General features: G+C 68.9%; 16 protein-coding genes. 15 read left to right on the top strand and 1 reads right to left on the bottom strand.

Annotated features, from left to right (window positions below; all coding sequences use genetic code 11):
* The first annotated feature begins 184 nt into the window (after positions 1 to 184).
* The 4 genes from MF270_RS10590 (at position 185) to MF270_RS10575 (ending at position 9801) form a co-directional block, all read left to right on the top strand.
* A complete protein-coding gene (locus MF270_RS10590) occupies positions 185 to 4834 on the top strand; it encodes an Ig-like domain-containing protein (RefSeq protein WP_238365854.1) in 4650 nt (1549 codons plus the stop codon).
* Positions 4835 to 4934: 100 nt separating this feature from the next.
* On the top strand, positions 4935 to 6236 hold the full coding sequence (locus MF270_RS10585) for a TolC family protein (RefSeq protein WP_238365853.1): 1302 nt from the start codon (positions 4935 to 4937) through the stop codon (positions 6234 to 6236).
* Positions 6233 to 8617, top strand: coding sequence for an ATP-binding cassette domain-containing protein (locus MF270_RS10580; protein ID WP_238365852.1), 2385 nt, complete (start codon positions 6233 to 6235; stop codon positions 8615 to 8617). Before MF270_RS10585 ends, MF270_RS10580 begins: the two co-directional genes overlap by 4 nt.
* Positions 8614 to 9801, top strand: coding sequence for a beta-barrel domain-containing protein (locus MF270_RS10575; protein ID WP_238365851.1), 1188 nt, complete (start codon positions 8614 to 8616; stop codon positions 9799 to 9801). Before MF270_RS10580 ends, MF270_RS10575 begins: the two co-directional genes overlap by 4 nt.
* A 385-nt stretch (positions 9802 to 10186) precedes the next feature.
* On the opposite strand, the gene MF270_RS10570 is transcribed toward MF270_RS10575, so the two are convergent.
* The gene (locus tag MF270_RS10570; protein ID WP_238365850.1) at positions 10187 to 11425 is read right to left on the bottom strand and encodes a BaiN/RdsA family NAD(P)/FAD-dependent oxidoreductase; all 1239 of its coding nucleotides are present in this window, start codon (positions 11423 to 11425) and stop codon (positions 10187 to 10189) included.
* Positions 11426 to 11566: 141 nt separating this feature from the next.
* Here MF270_RS10570 and ftsW point away from each other — a divergent pair, with 141 nt between their 5' ends.
* The 11 genes from ftsW (at position 11567) to ftsZ (ending at position 23312) form a co-directional block, all read left to right on the top strand.
* Positions 11567 to 12730 (top strand): putative lipid II flippase FtsW, encoded by a 1164-nt coding sequence (ftsW, locus tag MF270_RS10565; protein WP_238365849.1) that lies wholly within the window; start codon positions 11567 to 11569, stop codon positions 12728 to 12730.
* Positions 12727 to 13824 carry a UDP-N-acetylglucosamine--N-acetylmuramyl-(pentapeptide) pyrophosphoryl-undecaprenol N-acetylglucosamine transferase gene (locus MF270_RS10560; RefSeq protein WP_238365848.1) on the top strand — a complete coding sequence of 366 codons (1098 nt, stop codon included), beginning with the start codon at positions 12727 to 12729 and terminating at the stop codon, positions 13822 to 13824. The genes ftsW and MF270_RS10560 overlap by 4 nt, the downstream gene beginning before the upstream one ends.
* Before the next feature lie 26 nt (positions 13825 to 13850).
* Positions 13851 to 15248: a UDP-N-acetylmuramate--L-alanine ligase gene (gene murC / locus MF270_RS10555; protein ID WP_238366039.1), complete on the top strand. Its 1398-nt coding sequence runs from the start codon at positions 13851 to 13853 to the stop codon at positions 15246 to 15248.
* Between the two features lie 108 nt (positions 15249 to 15356).
* Entirely contained in the window at positions 15357 to 16544 is a 1188-nt protein-coding gene (locus MF270_RS10550; protein WP_238365847.1) for an APC family permease, read from the top strand.
* Entirely contained in the window at positions 16544 to 16798 is a 255-nt protein-coding gene (locus tag MF270_RS10545; protein ID WP_238365846.1) for a DUF2484 family protein, read from the top strand. The genes MF270_RS10550 and MF270_RS10545 overlap by 1 nt, the downstream gene beginning before the upstream one ends.
* Positions 16795 to 17067 (top strand): DUF2484 family protein, encoded by a 273-nt coding sequence (locus MF270_RS10540; protein ID WP_238365845.1) that lies wholly within the window; start codon positions 16795 to 16797, stop codon positions 17065 to 17067. Before MF270_RS10545 ends, MF270_RS10540 begins: the two co-directional genes overlap by 4 nt.
* A gap of 68 nt (positions 17068 to 17135) precedes the next feature.
* Positions 17136 to 18113 carry a UDP-N-acetylmuramate dehydrogenase gene (murB, locus tag MF270_RS10535; RefSeq protein WP_238365844.1) on the top strand — a complete coding sequence of 326 codons (978 nt, stop codon included), beginning with the start codon at positions 17136 to 17138 and terminating at the stop codon, positions 18111 to 18113.
* Positions 18114 to 18186: 73 nt separating this feature from the next.
* Positions 18187 to 19101: a D-alanine--D-alanine ligase gene (locus MF270_RS10530; protein ID WP_238365843.1), complete on the top strand. Its 915-nt coding sequence runs from the start codon at positions 18187 to 18189 to the stop codon at positions 19099 to 19101.
* The gene (locus MF270_RS10525; protein ID WP_238365842.1) at positions 19089 to 19955 is read left to right on the top strand and encodes a cell division protein FtsQ/DivIB; all 867 of its coding nucleotides are present in this window, start codon (positions 19089 to 19091) and stop codon (positions 19953 to 19955) included. Before MF270_RS10530 ends, MF270_RS10525 begins: the two co-directional genes overlap by 13 nt.
* Positions 19956 to 19957: 2 nt before the next feature.
* Positions 19958 to 21289: a cell division protein FtsA gene (gene ftsA / locus MF270_RS10520; RefSeq protein WP_238365841.1), complete on the top strand. Its 1332-nt coding sequence runs from the start codon at positions 19958 to 19960 to the stop codon at positions 21287 to 21289.
* Positions 21290 to 21668: 379 nt separating this feature from the next.
* Positions 21669 to 23312 (top strand): cell division protein FtsZ, encoded by a 1644-nt coding sequence (ftsZ, locus tag MF270_RS10515; protein WP_238365840.1) that lies wholly within the window; start codon positions 21669 to 21671, stop codon positions 23310 to 23312.
* Positions 23313 to 23539: the final 227 nt, after the last annotated feature.

Here is a 23539-nt window from a genome sequence, read left to right as displayed (position 1 = left end):
TTTCCCGGGCGATCCGCGGGACACCTATGGCAAAAATGACTCGCTCTTCGGTAAATTCCCCGCGGAATCCAAGGGGGTTTTGAAAATTGGACTAGCGGATAACCGCCTGAAACGGTAAATATCGGCATAACTTAAAACCGGTGACCGCGCAGAATGAGTCACCTTGAGGTAGAGTGGTGTAATTATGAAGACGATTGATTTCGTCGTTCGCAGTGCCGTGGGCGCTGTGGAACGTGGGTCCATCCCTGCAGAAGAGGCCATCGCAACCGTCGCGGTCGGAGCCGGGCAGGATGTTTCTCTCAACCTCAGGCAATCCGACCTGCGCGGCTACACGCGTGTCGGCCAGGATCTGCAGGTCAGCCTGGCAGATGGCCGGGTCATCGTGCTGCAGGGTTACTTTGCCGATGGCGCCGCGAACCGGCTGTTCCTCAGCACCGAGGGTGCGCTGAACGAGGTGACCTTTGTCGAGGGCTCTGGCGGCGTTCTCTTCGCCGATTACGGCCCGACCGCGGAATGGGGCAAGTGGAGCCCCGATGACGCGCTGATCTTCGTCGAGGGCCATGACCTGGCCGATGCCGCGGTGATCACCCCGGCCGAGGATGACCAGGTCTCGATGCTGGGCGCGGGCCTGCTGGGCGGCACCAGCCTGTTTGGCCTGGCCGGCCCGGCGCTGGCCGGCGGCGCGCTGCTGGCGGCCACGGGCGGCGGTGGCAGTGGCGGCAGCGGCGGCAGCAGCACCTCGGGCTCGGCCGAGACGAAGGCCCCGCCGACGGTGGACGAGCCCGAGACGACGATCCTGCAGGGCGGCCGCGACGAGACCCCCGGCGCCACGATCACCGGCACGGGCGAGCCCGGCGCGACGGTCACCGTCGAGGTCGGCGGCTGGACCCGTGACACCACGGTGAACGACGACGGCAGCTGGGGCGTGACCTTCACCGATCCCGATTACCCCGATGACGGCGTCTACGAGTCGATCGTCACCGTGACCGACCCGGATGGCGAGGTCTCGGTGCTGGATGGGCCGACCGTCGACATCGACTTCACCCCCCCCGAGGTCACCGTGGAATACGGCACCGTCTCGACCGGCGACCTGGTGAACGCCGACGGGCATCCCACCGGCTGCACCATCGGCGGCACCTCGGAGCCGGGCGCGCTGCTGACCATCTCGGCGGGCGAGGCGACCCATACGGTCGTCGTCAGCCCCGATGGCAGCTGGAGCGTGACCTTCACCCCCGTGGAGCTGCCCGGCGGCGAATACGACGAGGGCGTGACCATCACCGCCACCGACGTGCGCGGCAACAGCGCGATCACAACGGATGCGATCCGCATCGACACCGTGCCGCACCCGATCACCATCGACGAAAGCACCATCGAGGTCGATGGCGTGGTCAATGCGGACGAACATTCCGACGGCGTGACCATCACCGGCACCTCTTCGGTGGGCGCAGTTGTCACCGTGACCGCCTATGGCACCTCGCTCGAGGCTGTGACCGGGCCCGATGGCAGCTGGTCCGTGACCTTCGAGCCTTCGGTCTTCGCCACGGGCGAATATGACGCGACCATTACCGCCAGCACCGTGGACGGGGCGGGCAACGGGTCGTCCACCACCGGCACGATCCGCATCGACACCGAGGGCTATGTCACCATCCAGACCGGCGTGATCGAGGGCGACGATGTGGTCAACGAGGGCGAGCGCGTCGATGACGTGCCGGTCAGCGGCACGACCGAGCCCGGCTCGACCGTCATCGTGACCGTGCAGGGCACGAGTGTGACCGCCACCGTGGACGGCAGCGGCAGCTGGACCGCCGTGATCCCGGCAACCACCATCGCCACCGGCGAATACACCACCACCATCGAAGTGACGGCGACCGACAGCGCCGGCAACACCTCGACCACCACGCGCGAAATCACCATCGACACGCAGACGAGCGTGACCATCGACAGCGGCCTTGCGGGCGATGACCTGGTGAACGCGCTCGAGGCGGGCGTCGGTTTCCCGATCACCGGCACGGCCGAGCCGGGTGCTTCGCTGAACGTCACCTTCGAGGGCAGCAGCTACACCACCGTTTCGGGGCCGGATGGCACTTGGATGGTCAGCGTGCCCAGCGTGGACATCCACGCCGGCACCTATGATGCCACGATCTCGGTCACCTCGACCGACCTGGCGGGCAACAGCGCCTCGACCTCCACAACCCTCGCCGTGGACACCGAAAACGCGGTCAGCTTCGACCCCGTGCCGGTGGAAACCGACGACGTGGTCAACGCGGCCGAGCGCTCCGATGGCGTGACCCTGACCGGCACGACCGAGGCAGGATCGTCGGTCGTCGTCACGATCAATGGCAAGGACTATACCACCACCGTCACCGGCACCGCCTGGACGGTCACCATCCCTGCCGTGGATATCCCCGAAGGCGTGGCCACGCTGACCGCGACGGCCACCGCGACGGACGGGTCTGGCAATGCCTCGACCGCGACGCGCAGCTTTGCGGTGGATACCGAGACCTCCGTAACGCTCGACACCGGGCTGGCGGGCGGCGACGACCTTGTCAACGCCGTGGACCAGGCCGCCGGCTTTGCCATCACCGGCAGCGCCGAGCCGGGGTCCGCGCTGGTCGTGACCTTCCAGGGCCAGACCTACACGACCACCGCGACCGGTTCGGGCACCTGGTCGGTGACCGTACCCTCGAGCGACATTCCCACGGGTACCTACGGTGCGCCGATCACCGTGTCCGCGACCGATGTCGCGGGCAACACGGCCAGCACCTCGGGCAGCGTCTCGGTGGACACTGAGGGCAGCGTCAGCTTCTCGCCCGTCCCGGTCGAGACCGATGGCATCGTCAACGCGGTGGAACGCGCCGATGGCGTCACGCTGACCGGCGCGACCGAGCCGGGATCGACCGTGGTGGTCGAGCTGGCCGGGTCGTCCCGCGTCGCCACCATGGACGGGTCGGGCAACTGGTCCGTGACCTTCCTCGCCGCCGAGCTGCCGCAGGGCGAAACCCAGGTGACCGCGACGGCGAACGCCACCGATGCGGCCGGCAACGCCTCTTCGGCCGAACTGGTGATCGACATCGACACGCTGGTGCGCGACTTTGCCATCACCACCACGACGGGCGGCGCCGATGGCGTGCTCAACGCGGTGGAACAGGCCGCCGGCCTCAGCTTTGGCGGCACGGTCGAGCCGGGCTCGACCCTCGTGGTGCAGCTTGGCATGGTGCAGCGCATCGCCACTGTGGATGCGGCGGGCAACTGGTCCGCGACCTTTGCCGCGACCGACATCCCCAAGGGCGAATACACCGCGACCCTGACGGCCACGGCGACCGACCCGGCGGGCAACACGTCCACGCTGACCCAGGCCGTTGTGATCGACACCGACGCCGGCAAGCTGGCGATCGACACGGCCCCGATCGAAACCGACGACATCGTCAATGCGGTCGAACAGTCGGACGGCGTGACCATCACCGGCACCTCGGATGCGGGCGCGCTGGTGACCGTGAGCCTTGGCGCCGCGACCCAGACCGTCGTCACCGGGCCGGATGGCCGCTGGTCGGCGACCTATGCCGCCGCCGAGATCCCCGAGGGCACCTACGAGGCCGAGATCACCGCCACCCGCACCGATGCGGCCGGCAACGTGATCGACGCGACGGATAGCGTTTCGGTCGACACCGAGGTGGTGAACTTTGCCCTCGGTGCCGATCCGGCGGAGTTCGCCGACGCGCTGAACCACGACGAGCTGGCCGATGGCTTCACCCTGACCGGCACGACCGAGCCGGGCGCGACCCTGACGGTCACCATCGGCACCGCGACCCGCATCGCATCCGTGGATGCGGCTGGCAACTGGAGCGTCGATTTCGCCGGCAGCGACCTGCCGCAGGGCGAATACGAGGTGACGGCCGTCATCGACACCACCGACCGGGCAGGCAACACCGCGCGGCTGGAGAGCACCTTCGCCGTCGACACGCTGGTGAACGAGCTGACCGCCGACGCGCCCCCCGCCGTCATGAATGCGGCGGCCGTGGCCGGCGGGCTCGAGCTGACGGGCACGGTCGAGGCCGGATCGACCATCACGGTCGCCTTCGAGGGCCTCGCCCATGCCGCGCAGGTGGACGCGGCGGGCAACTGGTCGGTGCTGATCCCCGCCTCGGCCATCCCGCAGGGCGAGTATGACGCCGACATCATGGTCTATGCCACGGACGCCGCCGGCAACACCGACCAGATCGCGCTGGCCGACGCCATCCGCATCGACACCGAGGCCCCCGATGGCCCCATCGTCGAGGCGGTGAACTTCGACCGCTCGGGCGACATCCGCGACATCTCGGTCGAGATGGCCGAGGACGCGCTGGCCGTCGGCCATGTGCAGCCGGACGGGTCGATCAGCGACCTGACCCCGGGCCTGACGCTGACCGACATCGGCGTGATCGGCGAGACCATCGTGAACTTCGGCCAGACCGTGCCGGACGGCTCGCACCTGGTGGTCAGCCACACGGATGCGGCCGGCAACAGCTCGGGCACCTACCTTGTCGTGAACGAAAGCGGCACGGCCGAGGTGTCGGTCGGCAACCCGGCGCTGGGGGCGCACGAGATCGAGGCGATCGACCTGTCGTTCGCCGAGAACAGCCACCTGACCATCACCGAGGCGCAGCTGGTCGCGCTGTCCTCGCATTCGGACCAGGTCAAGGTCTACGGCGGGCGCGACGACAGCATCACCATCCAGGGTGCGGTGCTGACCGGCACGGCCAGCGAAGGCGGGCACGATTTCAACGTCTACGAGCTGGGCGCAGGCACCCTGCTGGTCGAGGACGAGATCGCGGCCCAGACCGGCGCGGTGATCTGACCCAGGTCGGAGGACCCGAACAAGGGGCCCGGGCGGGCGCAAGATCCGCCGGGCCGCGAGACGGCAGGCAACAACCGCAGAAAAAACGCGGGGGCGGGGCATGATGCGAGCAGCAGGTTTGATTTTCGGCGTGATGGTCACGACGGCGCTGTCGGGCTGCATGGGCAGCGACGACGGCGGCGTCGTGTCGATGTTCCGCCCGGCCGAGGACAGCACGCGGGTCGGCCCCTTTGGTGCGCGCGAGAGACAGGGCGAAGAAGGCTCGACCCTGATCCTCGACCTGCAGGCGCGCCGGTCGGTTCTGCCCGAGGGCGGGAGTTATGACCGTGTCGCGGCGGCGGTGCTGGCGACCAATGCCCGTGCGGCCGAGGCCGAGCTGCGCAGCGCCCGCCTGCGCGCCGAGGCGGCGGACAAGAACTGGCTACCGAGCATCGGGCCGAACATCTCATTGACATCGCTGGGGGATTTCGTCGCCCAGCTGCTGATCGAGCAGGTGGTCTTTGACAACGGCCGCAAGCGGGCCGAGCGCGAATTCGCCGCTGCCGACGTGGAAGTCGCGGCGGTGACCCTGTCGGAGGATACCAACGCCCGGGTCTATGACGCCCTGTCGCTGTACCTCAAGGCCGAGGAGGGGCGCGCGCGGGCCCAGCTGGCCGAGGCGGCGATCACCGACATGACCCGGTTCGAATGGGTCCTGAATGAGCGGGTCAAGGGCGGCGTGTCGAACATGTCGGACCTCAACGTGGTGCGCCACAAGCTGGCCGAGATGCGGTCGCTTCGCGATGCCGCGCGCGAAAGCACCGCGCAGGCGCTGGCCGAGCTCAACGCCATGTCGGTCGAACCGCTGGACGGCCTGTCGGGCCTCGACCGGGTGGATCTGGCGGCGGCCGAGCCGCTGGCCGTGCTGCGCGCCGAGGCGGAAAAGACCCGCGCCGTGGCCGAGGCGAAGATGGCCCGCGCCGGGCAATTGCCGGGCGTGTCGGCCAATGCGACCGTCGGCGGCGGCGATCCGCGGGCGAGCCTCAACACCTCCGGCCGCGTCGGGTTCGGGACCGCCGCCAGCCTGCGCGCGGTCGAGGCGCAGGTGGAGGGCGCCGAGCGCAAGGTCGTGCAGGCGCGCGAGACGGCGACGCGCTCCTTGCGCGGGCAGGAACAGCAGCTCAAGGGCCTCGAGCGGCAGGCGGCCGAGGCCGAGGGGCTGTCGCGCGCGGCCAAGACCAACCTCGACCTCTTCCAGGCGCAGTTCGAGGGCGGGCAGCGCCAGGTGATGGAGGTGGTCGGCGTCTACGAGACCTTCGCGGCCCAGCAGCAGGAGCAGGCCCGGCTGGCCTATGACGCGGCGCGGCTGCGCCTGCGCATGGCCCGCGACCTGGGCCTGCTGGCGAACGGGAGCGAGGTATGAGCAAGCCGGTCAAGGTCACGCTGAAGGGGCGGGGCGGGGGGTCATCCGGCCCGCGCGGTCCGGTCTCTCGCGCGCCCGGCAAGGGCAAGACCATCGCGCTGGTCGGCAAGGCGCAGCCCACGCGGATGCGCCGGGCCATCGACCTCGGAGCCGTCGCGCCACCCGCGCCGCCGCCCGAACCCGAGGCACAGCCCGAGGCCACCCCCCGCGTGATCCACCGGGCCGAGATCGCGCCCGTTCCCGATGTGCCCGAGCCCCCGAAACCGACCCCGTCCGCCCGGCTGACCGCCCGCGCGGACCTTTTGCGTATCTACACCGGGCTGCTGGGCGTCGAGACCAGCCAGTCCGACCTTGTCGACACGCTGGCGAAAGCCCCCGGCGACGGCTCGGCGCGGGCCGAGGCGCAGCGGCTGTCGCAGGCTCTCAAGGCCGCCGGGCTGCGCGCCCGGGTCCTGCCGGCCGGAAAGCTGGAGGCGGCCAGTTGGCCCGCGCTGGCGCTGATGCAGGGCGGCCAGATCGTGCTGGTGCTGGGCCAGTCCGGTGACACGCTGACCATCTACGATCCGACCACGGCCGAACGCCGGGCCGAGGTCGCGCTTGACGAGTTCGCCGGCGTCTTCACCGGCACGCTGATCAGGGCCGAGGCGCAGGTCGCGGGCCTCAGCCGCACGCACCTCGGCACAGGGGCCGAGCCGCATTGGTTCTGGGGTCAGTTCAGCCGCTTCCATCGGCAATTCGCCGAGATCGCGCTGGGGTCCTTCGTCGGCAACCTGCTGGCGGTTTCGGTCGCGCTGTTCTCGCTGCAGGTCTACGACCGGGTGATCCCGCACCAATCCGAGGCCACGCTGTGGGTGCTGGCCGCCGGCGCCGCGCTGGCGCTGCTCATGGAAGGGCTGATCAAGATGGCCCGCGCCCGTCTGATGGACGGCGCCGGGCGGCAGATCGAGATGGGGGTGCAGGACCTGCTGATGGCGCGCCTGCTGGGCATGCGGTCGGACCTGCCGGGACGCTCGCCCTCGCAGCTCTTTTCGTCGGTGCGCGAATTCGGCTCGGTGCGCGAGTTTTTCACCGCCTCGACCGTGGGCACGCTGGCCGACATCCCATTCCTATTTGTTTTCCTCTTCCTCGTGGCGTCCATCGGCGGGCCCATCGTCTGGGTCCTGCTGTCCGGCGGCATCCTGATGGTCGTGCCGGGGTTCTTTCTGCAAAAGCGGATGATCCGCCTGACTCAGGAAATGCAGGGCGCCACGGCCCGGTCCTCGCGGATGCTGCAGGAGGTTCTGTTTGAGCTCGATACCGTGAAATCGGTCCGGGCCGAGGACCGCTACCGCCGCCTCTGGTCCGAGCTGTCGGCCCTGTCGGCGCTGAAATCCTCCGAGCAGCGGCGCCTGGCCTCGGCGCTCACGTTCTGGAGCCAGGCGGTGCAGCAGGGCACCTACGTCTGCGCCGTGATCGCCGGGACGTACCTGGTCTTTGCCGGGCAATTCACCGTGGGGTCGATCATTGCCGTTGGCATCCTGACCAGCCGCACCCTGTCGCCGCTCACGCAGCTCGCCGGGACCATGGCGCGCTGGGGCAACGTCAAGGCGGCGCTGGACGGGCTCGACGCCATCGCCGCGGCCCCGCAGGACGCCGCGCCCGGCCGCAGCTACCTGCGGCGCGAGACCCTGCGTGGCGATTTCGAGCTGCGCGAGGTGCGTTTTGCCTACGAGGACGGCGCGGCCCCGGTGCTGGACGTGCCCGGGCTGTCGATCCGCGCGGGGCAATGCGTGGCCGTGCTGGGCGCCAACGGGTCGGGCAAGTCGACGCTGCTGAAACTGCTGACCGGGCTTTACGCGCCGACCGCGGGCCGCATCCTGATCGACGGCACCGAGATGGCGCAGGTCGAACCGCGCGATCTGCGGCGCGGCATCGGCTACCTTGGCCAGGACGTGCGGCTGTTCGCCGGGACGCTGCGCGAGAACCTGAACATCACGCTGCTGGAACGCGACGACGACCGGCTGTTCGACGCGCTGGACTTCGCCGGCCTCGGACCCTTCGTCAAGGGGCATCCCAAGGGGCTCGACCTCGAGATCCGCGATGGCGGCGTCGGCCTGTCCATCGGCCAGCGCCAGTCGATCGGCTGGGCGCGGCTGTGGCTGCAGGACCCCGGGATCTGCCTGCTGGATGAACCGACGGCGGCGCTGGACCAGACGCTCGAGGCGACGTTGGTGTCGCGGCTGGCGACATGGCTGGACGGCCGCACCGCCGTGATCGCCACGCACCGGATGCCGATCCTGCAACTGACCTCGCGCACGCTGATCCTGCAGAACGGCCGGCTGACTGTGGACGGGCCGCGCGACGAGGTGCTGGCCCACCTGACCGAACGGGCCTCGGCATGAGCGCGGCCTCCCAGACCGACCTCGACCGCGAGTTGCACGCGCAGATGCGCGGCCCCTCGGTGATGATCTGGCTCTGCGCTGGCGCGCTTCTGGTCTTTCTCGGCTGGGCGTCGCTGGCCTGGCTGGATGAGATCGTGCGGGCCGAGGGCGAGATCATCTCCTCCTCGCGGCCGCAGATCATCCAGAACCTCGAAGGCGGCATCCTGGCCGAGCTCTCGGTCGCCGAAGGCGACGTGGTCGAACGCGGCGCGGTGCTGGCCCGGCTGCAAAGCACCAAGTTCCAGGCCAGCGTCGATGACTTGTCCGACCAGATCGCCACGCTCGAGGTGCGGCGCCTGCGGCTCGAGGCCGAGATGGCCGGCGCCTACGAATTCGACGTGCCGGCGGCACTGGCCGAACAGGTGCCCGAGATGGTCGCCTCGGAACGGGCGCTCCTGCGCGCGCGGCAGGTCGATTTCGCGGCCCGCCAGCAGGGCGCGCAGCGGGTGCTGGACCAGGCGGAGTCCGAATTGTCGCTGCTCGAGGATCTGCTGGCCAAGAAGGTCGTCGCGCTGATCGAGGTGACGCGGGCGCGCAAGGCCCAGGCCGATGCGCGCACCAAGCTGGACGAGGTGATGACGACGACGGAACTCGACCGTGCGGGCAGCTATTCCGACACGCTGAAAGAGCTGGCAACGCTGCGCCAGAACCTGCGCGCCAGCCGGGACCAGCTGGACCGGACGGTGCTGGTGAGCCCGATGCGCGGCGTGGTCAACACCCTATCGGTCACCACCATCGGTGGCGTCGTGCGGCCGGGCGAAGAGATCCTGCAGATCACGCCCCTGGACGAGGAGCTGTTTGTCGAGGCGCGCGTCAAGCCCGAGAACATCGCCGGCATCCGGCCGGGGCAGGCGGCGACGATCAAGCTGTCGGCCTATGATTACACGATCTACGGATCGCTCAAGGGGCGGGTCGAGGTCGTGTCGGCCGACACGTTCAAGGACGAACGCCGCGGGGCCGAGGGCGAGAGCCATTACAAGGTGACCCTGCGGGTGGACCGCACGGACCTGGGCGAGCGGCAGGCGACGATACAGGTGCGGCCCGGGATGCAGGCGAGCGTCGAGCTGCACACGGGCGAGAAGACCGTGCTCCAGTACCTGCTGAAACCGCTCTACAAATCGCGCGAGGCGCTGCACGAACGGTAAGCGTTCGGGCGGTGCATATGTCCGTTGGCGGATGGCGGGGGAACTCCCAGCCGGCCCGGCGATGCGGGGGTCGGTTTGCGTTTGACGCGGCGGGCCGTTTGATGCGCCGCATGGTGGTGTGAAACCCCACTCTACCCGTGGGCCTGGGGGGCGGTGTCGGTTGGATCGGTTGGTTGGTGGGGTGAAACCCCACCCTACACGTGGGCCGGGGGGCGGTGTCGGTTGGATCGGTTGGTTGGTGGGGTGAAACCCCACCCTACATCCTGCCGGGTCCGTCCCGCCGTAGGGTGGGGTTTCACCCCACCATGACCCTTCAACAACCATGGATACGGGCCGGGGGATCACCCTGCTAAGGCCCTCCGCCGCCACGGGCGGATGCCGCGTGTCATGCCATCCTGGCCGCGATCGCGCGGCCGGCGGCCACGGCCGAGGACCAGGCCCATTGGAAATTGTACCCGCCCAGCCAGCCGGTGACGTCCATCGCCTCGCCGATCACGTAGAGGCCGGACAGGGCCTTTGCCTCCATCGTTTTCGAGTTTAGCCCGGCAGTGTCGATGCCGCCTAGCGTGACCTCGGCCGTGCGGTAGCCTTCGGAGCCCGAGGGCGTCAGCTCCCACCCGTGCAGCGTGTCGCAGAGCGTGCGCAGCGCGGCGTCGGACTGGTCGGCGAGGTTGCCTTGCAACGCGAGCGCCTGGCCGAGGTGGTCGGCCAGCTTGGCCGGGACCATCGCGCCCAGCTCGCTGACCAGCTTGCGGCGTCCGGCCTGCTGGCGCTGATCGCGCAGCGCCGCAAAGAGATCGCGGCCGGGGGCGAGATCGAGGCGGATCGCGTCGCCCTCTCGCCAGAAGCTGGAGATCTGCAGGATCGCGGGGCCGGAAAGGCCGCGATGGGTGAAGAGCAGCGCCTCGTCGAAGGTCGTGCCGTTCGCGGTGGCGCCGACGGGCAGCGACAGGCCCGAGAGCGGGGCAAAGCGGCCATCGGTGAAGGTCAGCGGGACGAGGGCGGGGCGCGTCTCGGTCACGCTGAGACCGAACTGGCGGGCGATGTCGTAGGCCATGCCCGTGGCGCCCATCTTGGGGATCGACTTGCCGCCCGTCGCCAGCACGAGATTGCACGCCGTGACGCGGGTTTCGCGGCCGTCTCTTTCGAGCCTGGCCACGAAGCCCTCGGGGCCGCGCGTGAGATCGGTGAGGCGCGTCTGCAGCCACAGCTCGGCCCCGGTGCGGGTCATCTCGGTGCGCAGCATCTCGACGATCTGCGTGGCCTTGCCGTCGCAGAAAAGCTGCCCCAGCGTCTTTTCGTGCCAGGCGATGCCGTAGCGCTGCACGAGGTCCAAAAAGTCCCATTGCGTGTAGCGGCTGAGCGCCGACTTGGCGAAATGCGGGTTGGCCGACAGGAAGTTGTCCGGCCCCGCGTGCATGTTGGTGAAATTGCAGCGGCCGCCGCCCGAGATGCGGATTTTCTCGCCCGGCGCCTTGGCGTGGTCGATGACCAATGTCCGGGTCGTCGTCGCGCCTGATGGCGCGTCTCGGGACGGTTTTTCCACAGCAAACGCCCCGCCGCAGGCGGCGGCGCACATCATGCCGGCGGCCCCGGCGCCAAGGATCAAGGTATCGACCTGCATGGCCGTCCCATGGGCCAGCCGGTTGCCTTTTGCAAGGGTGCAACAGACCGCATTATTTCTGGCAACCGGGTGCAAAAGCGTCTAGACTCCACGCCAGAGCCCCAAAAGGGGCCGGGCAGTGACACGAGCGCAGGCAGGCTCATGACAGAGATGGTCTATGGCACCGTCCCCGTGCGGGACGGCGAACCGATTCTTCCGAAGTGGTGGCGGACGATCGACAAGTGGTCGATGTCCTGCATCCTGCTCCTCTTCGGGGTGGGGCTGCTCTTGGGCCTCGCGGCCTCGCCGCCGCTGGCCGAGCGCAACGGCTTTCCGCATTTCCACTATGTGCAGCGGCAGATGGTGTTCGGCGGGGCGGCCATGGTGGCCATGATCCTGACCTCGATGATGTCGCCGCAACTGGTGCGACGTCTTGCGATCCTCGGCTTCATCGCGACCTTCATCGCACTTTGCGGGCTGCCGTTCTTCGGCACCGATTTCGGCAAGGGCGCGACGCGGTGGTATTCGCTGGGCTTTGCAGCGGTTCAGCCCAGCGAGTTCCTGAAGCCCGGTTTCGTCGTGGCCGCCGCCTGGATGCTGGCCGCCGCGCAGGAAGTGGGCGGGCCGCCGGGGCGGCTCTGGTCCTTCATCATGGCGATCAGCATCGTGCTGATCCTGGCCATGCAGCCCGACTTCGGCCAGGCGGCGCTGGTGCTGTTCGGCTGGGGCGTGATGTATTTCGTCGCCGGGGCGCCGATGTTGCTGCTGGTCGGCATGGCAGGCATGGTCACGCTGGGCGGTATCATGGCCTACAACAACTCGGAACACTTCGCGCGCCGGATCGACGGGTTCCTGAGCCCGGACGTGGACCCGCGCACGCAGCTGGGGTACGCCACCAACGCGATCCGCGAGGGCGGCTTTTTCGGCGTCGGCGTGGGCGAGGGCGAGGTGAAATGGTCGCTGCCCGACGCCCATACCGACTTCATCATCGCCGTTGCGGCCGAGGAATACGGGCTGGTGCTCGTCCTCTGCATCATCGTGCTCTATTCCATCGTCGTGGTGCGCAGCTTTTCGCGCCTGATGAAGGAGCGCGACCCCTTCATCCGCCTCGCAGGGACCGGCCTTGCCGCCATGTTCGGCGTGCAGGCGATGATCAACATGGGCGTCGCGGTGCGGCTGCTGCCCGCCAAGGGTATGACGCTGCCTTTCGTCAGCTATGGCGGTTCGTCCGTCATCGCCAGCGGGATCGCCGTGGGCATGCTGCTGGCCTTCACGCGGAGCCGGCCGCAGGGTGACATCGGGGACATCCTGCGGGGCCACCGATGAGCCAGCCGCTGATCGTCATCGCCGCGGGTGGCACGGGCGGGCACATGTTCCCGGCCCAGGCCCTGGCCGAGGCGCTGCTGCGCCGCGGCTGGCGGGTCAAGCTGTCGACCGATGCGCGCGGCGCGCGCTACACCGGCGGCTTCCCCCACACGGTGGAGATCGAGCAGATTTCCTCGGCCACCTTCGCGCGGGGCGGCCTAGCGGCCAAGGCGGCGGTGCCGTTCCGGATCGCGGGGGGCGTCGCCTCGGCCGTGTCGCGGATGATGCGGGACAAGCCCCACGTGGTGGTGGGCTTCGGCGGCTACCCGTCGATCCCGGCGCTGGCAGCGGCGCGCATCCTGCGCCTGCCACGGATGATCCATGAACAGAACGGCGTGCTGGGGCGGGTGAACCAGATCTTTTCGACCCGCGTTCACACCGTCGCCTGCGGCACCTGGCCGACGGCGCTGCCGGACGGGGTCGAGGGTGTCTTTACCGGCAACCCGGTGCGCGGCGCGGTGCTGGAAAAGGCCGGATCGCCCTATATCGTGCCCGGCGATTACCCGATGTCGGTGCTGGTCATCGGCGGCAGCCAAGGCGCGCGGATCCTGTCGGACGTGGTCCCGCCTGCCATCGCCGCCCTGCCGATGGACATGCTGCGCCGCCTGCGCATCAGCCACCAGGCGCGGGGCGAGGACGAGGCACGGGTCACCGATTACTACGCCGGGAACGGCATCAACGCCGAGGTGCAGCCCTTTTTCACCGACATCCCCCGCCGCATGTCCGAGGCGCAGCTGGTCATCAGCCGCTCGGGCGCCTCGTCGGTCGCGGATATCGCCACCATCGGCCGCCCCTCTGTGCTGATCCCCTTCGCCGCTGCCGCCGGCGATCACCAGACCGCCAATGCGCGCGGGCTGACCGATGCCGGCGCCTCGGTGCTGATCCCGGAAAAGCTGCTGGACATCGAGGCGCTGAGCCAGCATATCGCCGCGGTTCTCTCGGACCCGGAGGCGGCCTTGCAGATGTCCCGAGCCGCCCTTGGCTGCTCGGTACCCGACGCCACCGAGCGGCTCGTGTCGCTTGTCGAAACCCTCTCGGGAAGGAGCGAAGAATGAAGGACCTTGCAGGGGAAGGACCCGCCATGAACGCCGCCACCAAGCTGCCCGGGGACGTGGGCCCCATCCATTTCGTCGGCATCGGCGGCATCGGCATGTCGGGGATCGCCGAGGTGCTGCTGGAGCATGGCTACGTGGTGCAGGGGTCCGACCTGAAACCGTCCAAGATCACCCAGCGGCTCGAGGCGCTGGGCGCCACCGTGTTCATCGGCCAGAAAGCCGAGAACCTCGCGGGCGCGCAGGTCATCGTGATCTCGTCCGCGATCAAGGCGGGCAACCCGGAGCTGGACGCGGCCCGCGCCCAGGGCCTGCCGGTCGTCCGCCGGGCCGAGATGCTGGCGGAACTCATGCGGCTGAAATCCAACGTCGCCGTCGCGGGCACGCACGGCAAGACGACGACGACCACGATGGTCGCGACGCTGCTCGACGCGGGCAAGTTCGACCCGACCGTGGTCAACGGCGGGATCATCCACGCCTATGGCTCGAACGCCCGCCTCGGGCGCGGCGAATGGATGGTGGTCGAGGCCGACGAAAGCGATGGCACTTTCAACCGCTTGCCGGCGACCATCGCCATCGTGACCAACATTGACCCCGAGCACATGGAGCACTGGGGCTCGATCGAGAACCTGCGGCAGGGGTTTTACGATTTCGTGTCGAACATTCCCTTCTACGGGTTGGCGGTCTGCTGCACGGACCATCCCGAGGTGCAGTCGCTGGTCGGCCGGGTGACCGACCGCCGGGTGACCACCTACGGGTTCAACGCCCAGGCCGATGTGCGCGCGGTGGGGCTGCGCTACGAAAAGGGCGTGGCGCATTTCGACATCCTCTTCCAGGCCGAGGATCTGCGGATCGAGGGCTGCACCCTACCGATGCCGGGCGATCACAACGTCAGCAACGCGCTGGCGGCAGCGGCCGTGGCGCGGCATCTGGGCATGAGCGGGGACGAGATCCGCGGGGCCCTCGCGGCGTTCGGCGGCGTCAACCGGCGCTTCACGAAGGTGGGCGAAGTCAACGGCGTGACGATCATCGACGATTACGGCCACCACCCGGTTGAGATCGCAGCCGTGCTGAAGGCCGCGCGCCAGGCCTCGGAGGGCCGGGTCATCGCCGTGCACCAGCCGCACCGCTATTCGCGGCTCTCGAGCCTCTTTGACGATTTCTGCGCCTGTTTCAACGAGGCGGACGTGGTCGCCATCGCCGAGGTCTTTGCCGCCGGCGAAGAGCCGATCCCCGGCGCTTCGCGCGATGACCTCGTGGCCGGGCTGATCCGCCATGGCCATCGCCATGCCCGCGCCCTGCATGACGAGGATGACCTCGAGCGGCTGGTGCGCGAACAGACCCAACCGGGCGACATGGTGGTCTGCCTTGGGGCCGGCACGATCTCGGCCTGGGCGAACAACCTGCCCGAGAGGCTGGGAAAGTGACCCGACCGGGGGACAAGGGGGGCCAGCCCCCCGTCGCCTGTGGCGACTCCCCCCGGAGTTTAATTGGCAAGATGAAGAGGGATCGGGGCGTGGCCCCGGTCGGGCGGCATGGCTGAGGCGCTGAAACGGCGGATCGGGCCCGGGTTGCTCATGGCCTACGGGGTCGGGGTGATCGTCGGGGCGGGGATATACGTGCTGGTCGGTGCGGTTGCGGGCGCGGCGGGCGTCTGGGCGCCGCTGTCCTTCCTGCTGGCCGGGCTGATCGCGGCGCCGACCGCGCTCAGCTATGCCGAGCTGTCGGTGCGTTACCCCGAGGCGGCGGGCGAGGCGGCCTATGTCGAGGGCGGGCTGGGGTCGCGCTGGCTGGCCGTGGTCGTGGGGCTTGGCATCGTGCTGGCCGGGACGATTTCCGCCGCCGCCGTGCTGCGCGGCGGGGTGGGGTACCTGACCGGCGTCGTGGCGATCGATCCGACCTGGGCCATTGCCGGGATCGGCGCGGCGCTGGTGGCGGTGTCGATCGTGGGGGTGCTCGAGAGCCTCGCGCTCGCCGCGCTCTTCACGCTGGTGGAGCTTGCGGGGCTGGGCCTTGTGGTCTGGGCGGCCAGCGGGGCGGAGCCGGTGGCCGGGTACCTCGCCGCGCCGCAGATCCACTGGGCCGGGGTGGGGGCAGGGGCCGTGCTGGCCTTTTTCGCCTTCATCGGCTTCGAGGACATCGTGAACATGGCCGAAGAGGTGCGCGACCCCGGCCGGACCCTGCCGCTGGCAATCCTGGGCGCGCTGGGCATCGCCACGCTGATCTACGGGCTGGTGAGCTGGTCCGCCGTGCGCGCCCTGCCGGCCGATGTGCTGACCGGGTCAGAGCAGCCGCTGGCCCTGGTCTGGCAGCAGACCCGGGGCGGGGATGCGCGGGTGCTGTCGATGATCGCCGTGGTGGCCGCGCTGAACGGGGTGCTGGCGCAGATCGTCATGGCGGCGCGGGTGCTGTTCGGGATGCGGACCCGCTGGGCGCTGCTGGCGCCGCTGGGCCATGTCTCGGCCCGGTTCGGCACGCCCGTGGCCGCGACGCTGCTGGTGGGCGCCGCCGTGATCGCGACCGCCACGGCGCTGCCGGTGGCGACGCTGGCCGAGAGCACCTCGGCCGTGCTGCTGGCGGTCTTCGTGCTGGTGAACGCAGCCCTGATCGGTCTCAAGCGGCGCGGCCCCTCGCCGGGATTTTCGGTTCCGATGATCGTGCCTGTTGCGGGGCTGGGCATTGCTGCCGTAACCTTCGGATTGACGTTGAAAGGACTGACGTGATGAGCACGCCCCTGCTTCTGGCCTGTCTCTGGGTGGTGGTCGCCACCGCCACCGCCTGGTTGCCGATGCGCCGGCAGTACATTCCCGGGATCACGTTGCTGATCACCGCGCCGATCCTGCTGGTCTATATCGGCCTGGTCCATGGCTGGTGGATCGGGGCCATCTGCCTGCTGGCGGTGCTGTCGGTGATGCGCAACCCGCTGCGCTACCTGATCGCGCGGGCGCGGGGCGAGCGGCCGGAGATCCCGGAATGAGCCTGTCGCTGACCCTTGCCGCGCTTTGGGCGGCGGCCGCCAACATCCTGGCCATGTTGCCGTCCAAGGACCACCACTGGCGCCGCGCCTACGTGCTGATCGCCACCGGCATTCCGATCGTCGGCTATGTCACCTGGCAGCATGGCCCCTGGATCGGCCTGCTTCTGCTGGCCGCCGGGATGAGCGTGCTGCGCTGGCCGGTCTACTACCTGGCCATGTGGATCAAGCGGCGCTTTGGCCTGGCCGAGCGCAACGGGCAGAGCGGGTGATTGCCAACCGGCCGCGCCCCGGCGCGATGCCTCTTTACCCTGGCACCCGCATTGGGCAGTAACCGCGCATGAGTGATCTTCCGACACCCCGTGGGCGCCTGACGCCCGACCGCCCCCTGGCCGACCTGACCTGGCTGCGCGTGGGCGGGCCTGCGCAATGGCTGTTTCAGCCGGCCGACCTGGACGATTTGCAGAGCTTTCTGGCCGCGCTCGACCCGTCCGTGCCCGTCTTCCCGATGGGCGTCGGGTCGAACCTGATCGTGCGCGATGGCGGGCTGCGGGCCGTGGTGATCCGGCTGGGGCGCGGCTTCAACAGCGTCGAGATCGCGGGCACCCGCGTTACCGCGGGCGCCGCCATGCTGGACGCCCAAGTGGCCAAGAAGGCGGCCGAGGCGGGGGTCGACCTGACCTTCCTGCGCACCATCCCCGGCGCGATCGGCGGGGCGGTTCGGATGAACGCGGGCTGCTACGGGTCTTACGTGGCCGATCACCTCGTCTCCGCCCGCGCGGTCACGCGGCAGGGCGCGGTCATCACGCTGACGCCCGAGGACCTGAACTTCCGCTACCGCCAGTCGGACCTGCCCGAGGGCGCGGTGCTGGTCGACGCGACCTTCGAGGGTGAGCCGGGCGATCCCGCCGCCCTCGCCGCGCGGATGGAGGAGCAGCTGGCCAAGCGCGACGCCACCCAGCCGACCAAGGACCGCACGGCGGGCAGCACCTTCCGCAACCCGGCGGGCTTCAGCTCGACCGGCCGGGCCGATGACGTGCATGATCTGAAGGCCTGGAAGGTGATCGACGATGCCGGCATGCGCGGCGCCAAGGTGGGCGGCGCGCAGATGAGCGAGATGCATTCCAACTTCATGATCAATACCGGGCAGGCATCCGCCCATGATCTCGAAGCCTTGGGCGAAGAGGTGCGAAAAAGGGTTTTCCTCAGCTCTGGAATAGAGTTACACTGGGAAATCATGAGGGTCGGCGAACCGGCCCCAGAGCAGGACGCGGTGACCGACGGCATTTTGGCAGCGCAATCCCAGCGGACTGGATAAGACAAGGGTCATCCCAACGCGGATGACCGCAATACACGGGCGAAAAACGCCCGGAACTTGAGGCGGATGGGTCATGTCGAGCAGGACAGGCCCCAAGGTTGCGGTGTTGATGGGCGGTCCCTCGGCAGAGAGGGACGTGTCGCTGTCCACGGGGCGTGAATGCGCGGCCGCACTACGGGGCGAAGGGTACGAGGTAGTCGAGGTCGATGCAGGGCCCGACCTGCCGGCGCGCCTTGGAGACATCAAACCGGACGTGGTGTTCAACGCCCTGCATGGTCGCTGGGGCGAAGATGGCTGCGTGCAGGGCCTGCTGGAATGGCTGAAGATCCCCTACACGCATTCCGGCGTGCTGGCCTCGGCCCTTGCCATGGACAAGCAGCGCAGCAAGGAGATCCTCGCCCGCGCCGGGCTGCCAGTGGTCGAAAGCCACCTGGTGCCCCGCGAAGAGGCCGCCGCGCGTCACGTCATGACCCCGCCCTACGTGGTCAAGCCGAACAACGAAGGATCCTCGGTCGGCGTCTACCTGGTGACCGAGGACAACAACGGCCCGGCACCGCTGGGGCCCGAGATGCCCGACGTGGTGATGGTCGAGGCCTATGCGCCCGGGCGCGAGCTTACGACCACCGTGATGGGCGACCGGCCGCTGGGGGTGACCGATATCCTGACCACCGGCTGGTACGATTACGACGCCAAGTACAAGCCCGGCGGGTCGCGCCATGTCTGCCCCGCCGACATCCCGAGCGAGATCTACGACGCCTGCCTCGACATGGCCCGCCGCGCCCATGACGCGCTGGGCTGCCGGGGCGCCAGCCGCACCGATTTCCGCTGGGACGAGGCGAAGGGGCTCGATGGCCTCATCATTCTCGAGGTCAACACCCAGCCCGGCATGACGCCCACTTCGCTGTCGCCCGAACAGGCGCAGGCGGCGGGCATGACATTCGGCGCATTCTGTCGCTGGCTGGTGGAGGATGCCTCATGCAATCGATGACCCGTCCCGATCCCGCGCCGTCGCGGCTGCGCTACCGGCTGCACCGGCTGATGCTGACCCCGGCCTTCCGGCTGGGGCTGCGCGTCGGCGTGCCCTTTGCCATCGCGCTGACGGCCGGCACGATCTGGTTCGCCGACGAGGGCCGGCGCGATGCCTTTGTCGGCGGCATCAACGACCTGCAGGCGGCGGTCAAGGAACGGCCCGAGTTCATGGTCAACCTGATGGCCATCGACGGTGCCTCGGAAGAGGTGGCCGAGGACATCCGCGAGATCGTGCCGCTGGACTTTCCCATGTCGTCCTTCGACCTGGACCTCGACGAGGTGCGGCGCACCGTCGCCGGGCTCGACCCCGTGGCGCGGGCGCAGGTGCGCATCCGCCCCGGTGGCGTCTTGCAGATCGACGTGACCGAACGGGTGCCGGCGATCCTGTGGCGCACCGCCGACGGGGTCGAGATGCTGGACAAGACCGGCGCGCCGGTGCGGCTGCTGGCCTCGCGGCTCGACCGGCCCGACCTGCCGCTGATCGCGGGCGAGGGGGCGGGCGCCGACGTGCCCGCCGCGCTCGAGCTGATCGCCGCCGCCGCGCCGCTCAGCACCCGGTTGCGCGGGCTCGTGCGCATGGGCGACCGGCGCTGGGACGTGGTGCTGGACCGCGGCCAGCGCATCCTTCTGCCAGAGACCGACCCGGTCATGGCGCTCGAGCGCGTGATCGCGCTGCATTCGGCCCAGGACCTTCTGGACCGAGACGTTTCCGTCGTGGACATGCGCAATGCCGCGCGCCCGACGCTTCGCATGACAGATGCGGCCGTGCAGGAATTGTGGCGCGTCCGCCAGATCGAACCCGGAGACCACTGAGGATGATCGAACTCTACGAATCCCAACGGGCCATGCGCCAGATGCGCAAGGCGGCGATGCAGCGGGGCGTGATCGCCATCCTCGACGTGGGCACGTCCAAGATCGCCTGCCTCGTGCTGCGCTTCGACGGCGAGGCGCAGCATGGCGACGACGGCGTGGGCTCGCTGGCGGGGCAATCGGGGTTCCGTGTCATCGGCGCCGCGACCACCCGGTCGCGCGGGGTCCGCTTTGGCGAGATCGACATCATGGCCGAGACGGAACGCGCGATCCGCACCGCGTTGCAGGCCGCGCAGAAGATGGCCAACATCCGCGTCGACCACGTGATCGCCTGCTTTGCGGGGGCCGAGCCGCGCAGCTATGGCCTGGCCGGGCAGATCGAGGTCGAAGAGGCCCAGGTCAGCGAACAGGACGTGGCGCGCGTGCTGTCGTCCTGCGACGTGCCCGACCTTGGCGAGGGGCGCGAGGTGCTGCATGCGCAGCCTGTGAACTTCGCGCTCGACCACCGCACCGGGCTCAATGACCCGCGCGGGCAAATCGGCAACCAGCTGGCCTGCGACATGCACATGCTGACCGTGCAAGGTGCCGCGATCCGTAACCTGGCCCATGCCGTGCGCCGCTGCGACCTGGAACTCGCCGGGATCGCCAGCTCGGCCTACGTGTCCGGCATCTCGAGCCTTGTCGAGGACGAGCAGGAGCTGGGCTCGGCCTGCATCGACCTTGGCGGCGGGGCGACCGGCATCTCGATCTTCATGAAAAAGCACATGATCTACGCCGACAGCGTCAAGATCGGCGGAGACCACGTGACGGGCGACATCTCGATGGGCCTGCAGGTGCCGACCAACATGGCCGAGCGGATCAAGACCTTCTACGGCGGCGTCGTCGCCACCGGCATGGACGACCGCGAGATGATCGACATCGGGGGCGAGACCGGCGATTGGGAACACGACCGCCGGCAGGTCAGCCGGGCCGAGCTGATCGGCATCATGCGCCCGCGGGTCGAGGAGATCCTCGAGGAAGTCCGCGCGCGTCTGGATGCGGCCGGGTTCGAACACCTGCCAAGCCAGCAGATCGTGCTGACCGGCGGCGGCAGCCAGATCCCCGGCCTTGACGGGCTGGCGAGCCGCATCCTGGGCAGCCAGGTGCGCCTGGGCCGTCCGCTGCGCGTCCATGGCCTGCCACAGGCGGCCACCGGGCCGGGCTTTGCCAGCGCCGTGGGCCTGTGCCTTTTCGCGGCGCATCCGCAGGACGAATGGTGGGATTTCGAGATCCCCGTCGAACGCTACCCCGCCCGCAGCCTGCGGCGCGCGGTCAAGTGGTTCCGCGACAACTGGTAGGTGCGGGCCTGGAAACAACAAGATCAGGTTTGGTCACCAATTTAGGGGGTGACGGGACCCGGCGAGTTTAATACAAGGTTAACAGACGTCCCGGAGAGGGCGCGAAGAGGGCGGGCAGAGCCTTCGCACATCGTTGACCCAAGATTTGCGCGGCCCCCTCGCGGGGCCGGGGTGCTGTTGTTTGTGTGTCATTCAGCCAAATCAACCACATCTGGTCACGTCGGCAACATCCCGCCAAGCCACTGGGCGGGATGCCTATATTTCGTGGCGTTTCAGCGTTTTTTGCGTGACGTTTCCGACACAGTTGGATAAGTATTCCAATGACAGGCAGAAAAATGGCCGGAACGCGGCCTCGATCAACGACAGGCGGATAGGACCAATGACCCTCAATCTCTCGATGCCCGGCCAGGAAGAGCTCAAGCCCCGTATCACCGTGTTCGGCGTTGGTGGGGCTGGTGGCAACGCGGTCAACAACATGATCGACAAGCAGCTGGACGGCGTGGACTTCGTGGTGGCGAACACCGACGCGCAGGCGCTGCAGCAGTCGAACGCGGAAAACCGCATCCAGCTGGGCGTGAAGGTCACCGAAGGTCTGGGCGCCGGCGCCAAGGCCAGCATCGGGGCCGCCGCCGCCGAAGAGAGCATCGAGCAGATCGTCGATCACCTGGCCGGCGCGCACATGTGCTTTATCACCGCCGGGATGGGCGGTGGCACGGGCACCGGCGCCGCGCCGATCATCGCGCAGGCCGCGCGCGAGCTGGGCGTGCTGACCGTCGGCGTCGTGACCAAGCCGTTCCAGTTCGAGGGCGGCAAGCGGATGAAGCAGGCCGAGGACGGCGTCGAGGCCCTGCAGAAGATGGTCGACACGCTGATCATCATCCCCAACCAGAACCTGTTCCGCCTCGCCAACGAAAAGACGACCTTCACCGAGGCGTTCTCGATGGCCGACGACGTGCTGTATCAGGGCGTCAAGGGCGTGACCGACCTGATGGTCCGCCCGGGCCTCATCAACCTCGACTTTGCCGACGTCCGCGCCGTGATGGACGAAATGGGCAAGGCCATGATGGGCACCGGCGAGGCCGAGGGCGAAGACCGCGCCATCCAGGCCGCCGAGAAGGCGATCGCCAACCCGCTGCTCGACGAGATCTCGCTGCGCGGCGCCAAGGGCGTGCTGATCAACATCACCGGCGGGCATGACCTGACCCTGTTCGAGCTGGACGAAGCCGCCAACCGCATCCGCGAGGAAGTGGACGCGGACGCCAACATCATCGTCGGCTCCACGCTGGACGAAAGCATGGGCGGCGCGATGCGCGTGTCGGTCGTCGCCACCGGCATCGACGCCTCGGACACCGTGCATGACGTGCCAGTCCCGCGCCGCAAGCTGTCCGAGCCGCTCAAGCAGCCGTCCGAGATCGAAGCCGTGGAAGAAGCGCCGAAGCCCGCGCCCAAGCCGGCCCCGGCCCAGGTCGCCGCGCGCCACGAAGAGCCGTCGCTGTTTGCCGATCTCGACACCCAGCGTGCCGCGGCCGAAGAGCAGATGGAATCCATCTTCGACGACGAGGGCAGCGACGGTCTGCCCGCCCCGGCCTACAAGCCGCAGGTCGCGGCCTTCCAGCCGCGCGACGACGATTTCGAGGCCGAGGCGCATGAGCCCGAGGCCTATGTCGCTCCGCAGCCCGCCCCGGCCGGCACCCCGTCTTCCGAGGCGCTGGCCCGTCTGCAGGCCGCCGTGCGCCACAACAAGGGCGTCGATGCCGCACGTCAGGCGCCGCGCGCCGAAGAGCGTCCCGCAGCAAAGCCGGCCGCGGCCGAGGGTGAACGCCCGCGCTTTGGCATCAACTCGCTGATCAACCGCATGACCGGCCATGCCGAGGGCAACCAGCCCCAGGCCCAGCAACCGCGCCAGCAGCCCCGCGTGCAGGGTGGCCAGGCGGCCGCGCCGGCGCCCCAGCGGGCCCAGGCCGTGGACCCCGACCAGGAGCGGATCGAGATCCCCGCCTTCCTGCGCCGCCAGGCCAACTGACGCCACGGCACTTGTCCACAAGATCACGGGCCGCCCCTTGGGGCGGCCCTTTTTTGTTGCAATGTCGTGATCATCGGCCCCTTATCGCGCCCGTGTGATGTCGGCCGGCGGGTTGAATTACGACGTCGAAACAACAGGTTACGACAGCGTCTTCAGGTCGTCGGCAGGCCACCGCTCACCGCGTGTTTCCATGTTTCAGAGCGTCGCAAAGAGTGAATTGAGCCACG

Origin of the sequence: Mesobacterium pallidum, assembly GCF_019966535.1 — a bacterium.
Taxonomy (GTDB): Bacteria; Pseudomonadota; Alphaproteobacteria; order Rhodobacterales; family Rhodobacteraceae; genus Mesobacterium; species Mesobacterium pallidum.
This window is presented reverse-complemented; position numbering and strand designations above follow the sequence as displayed.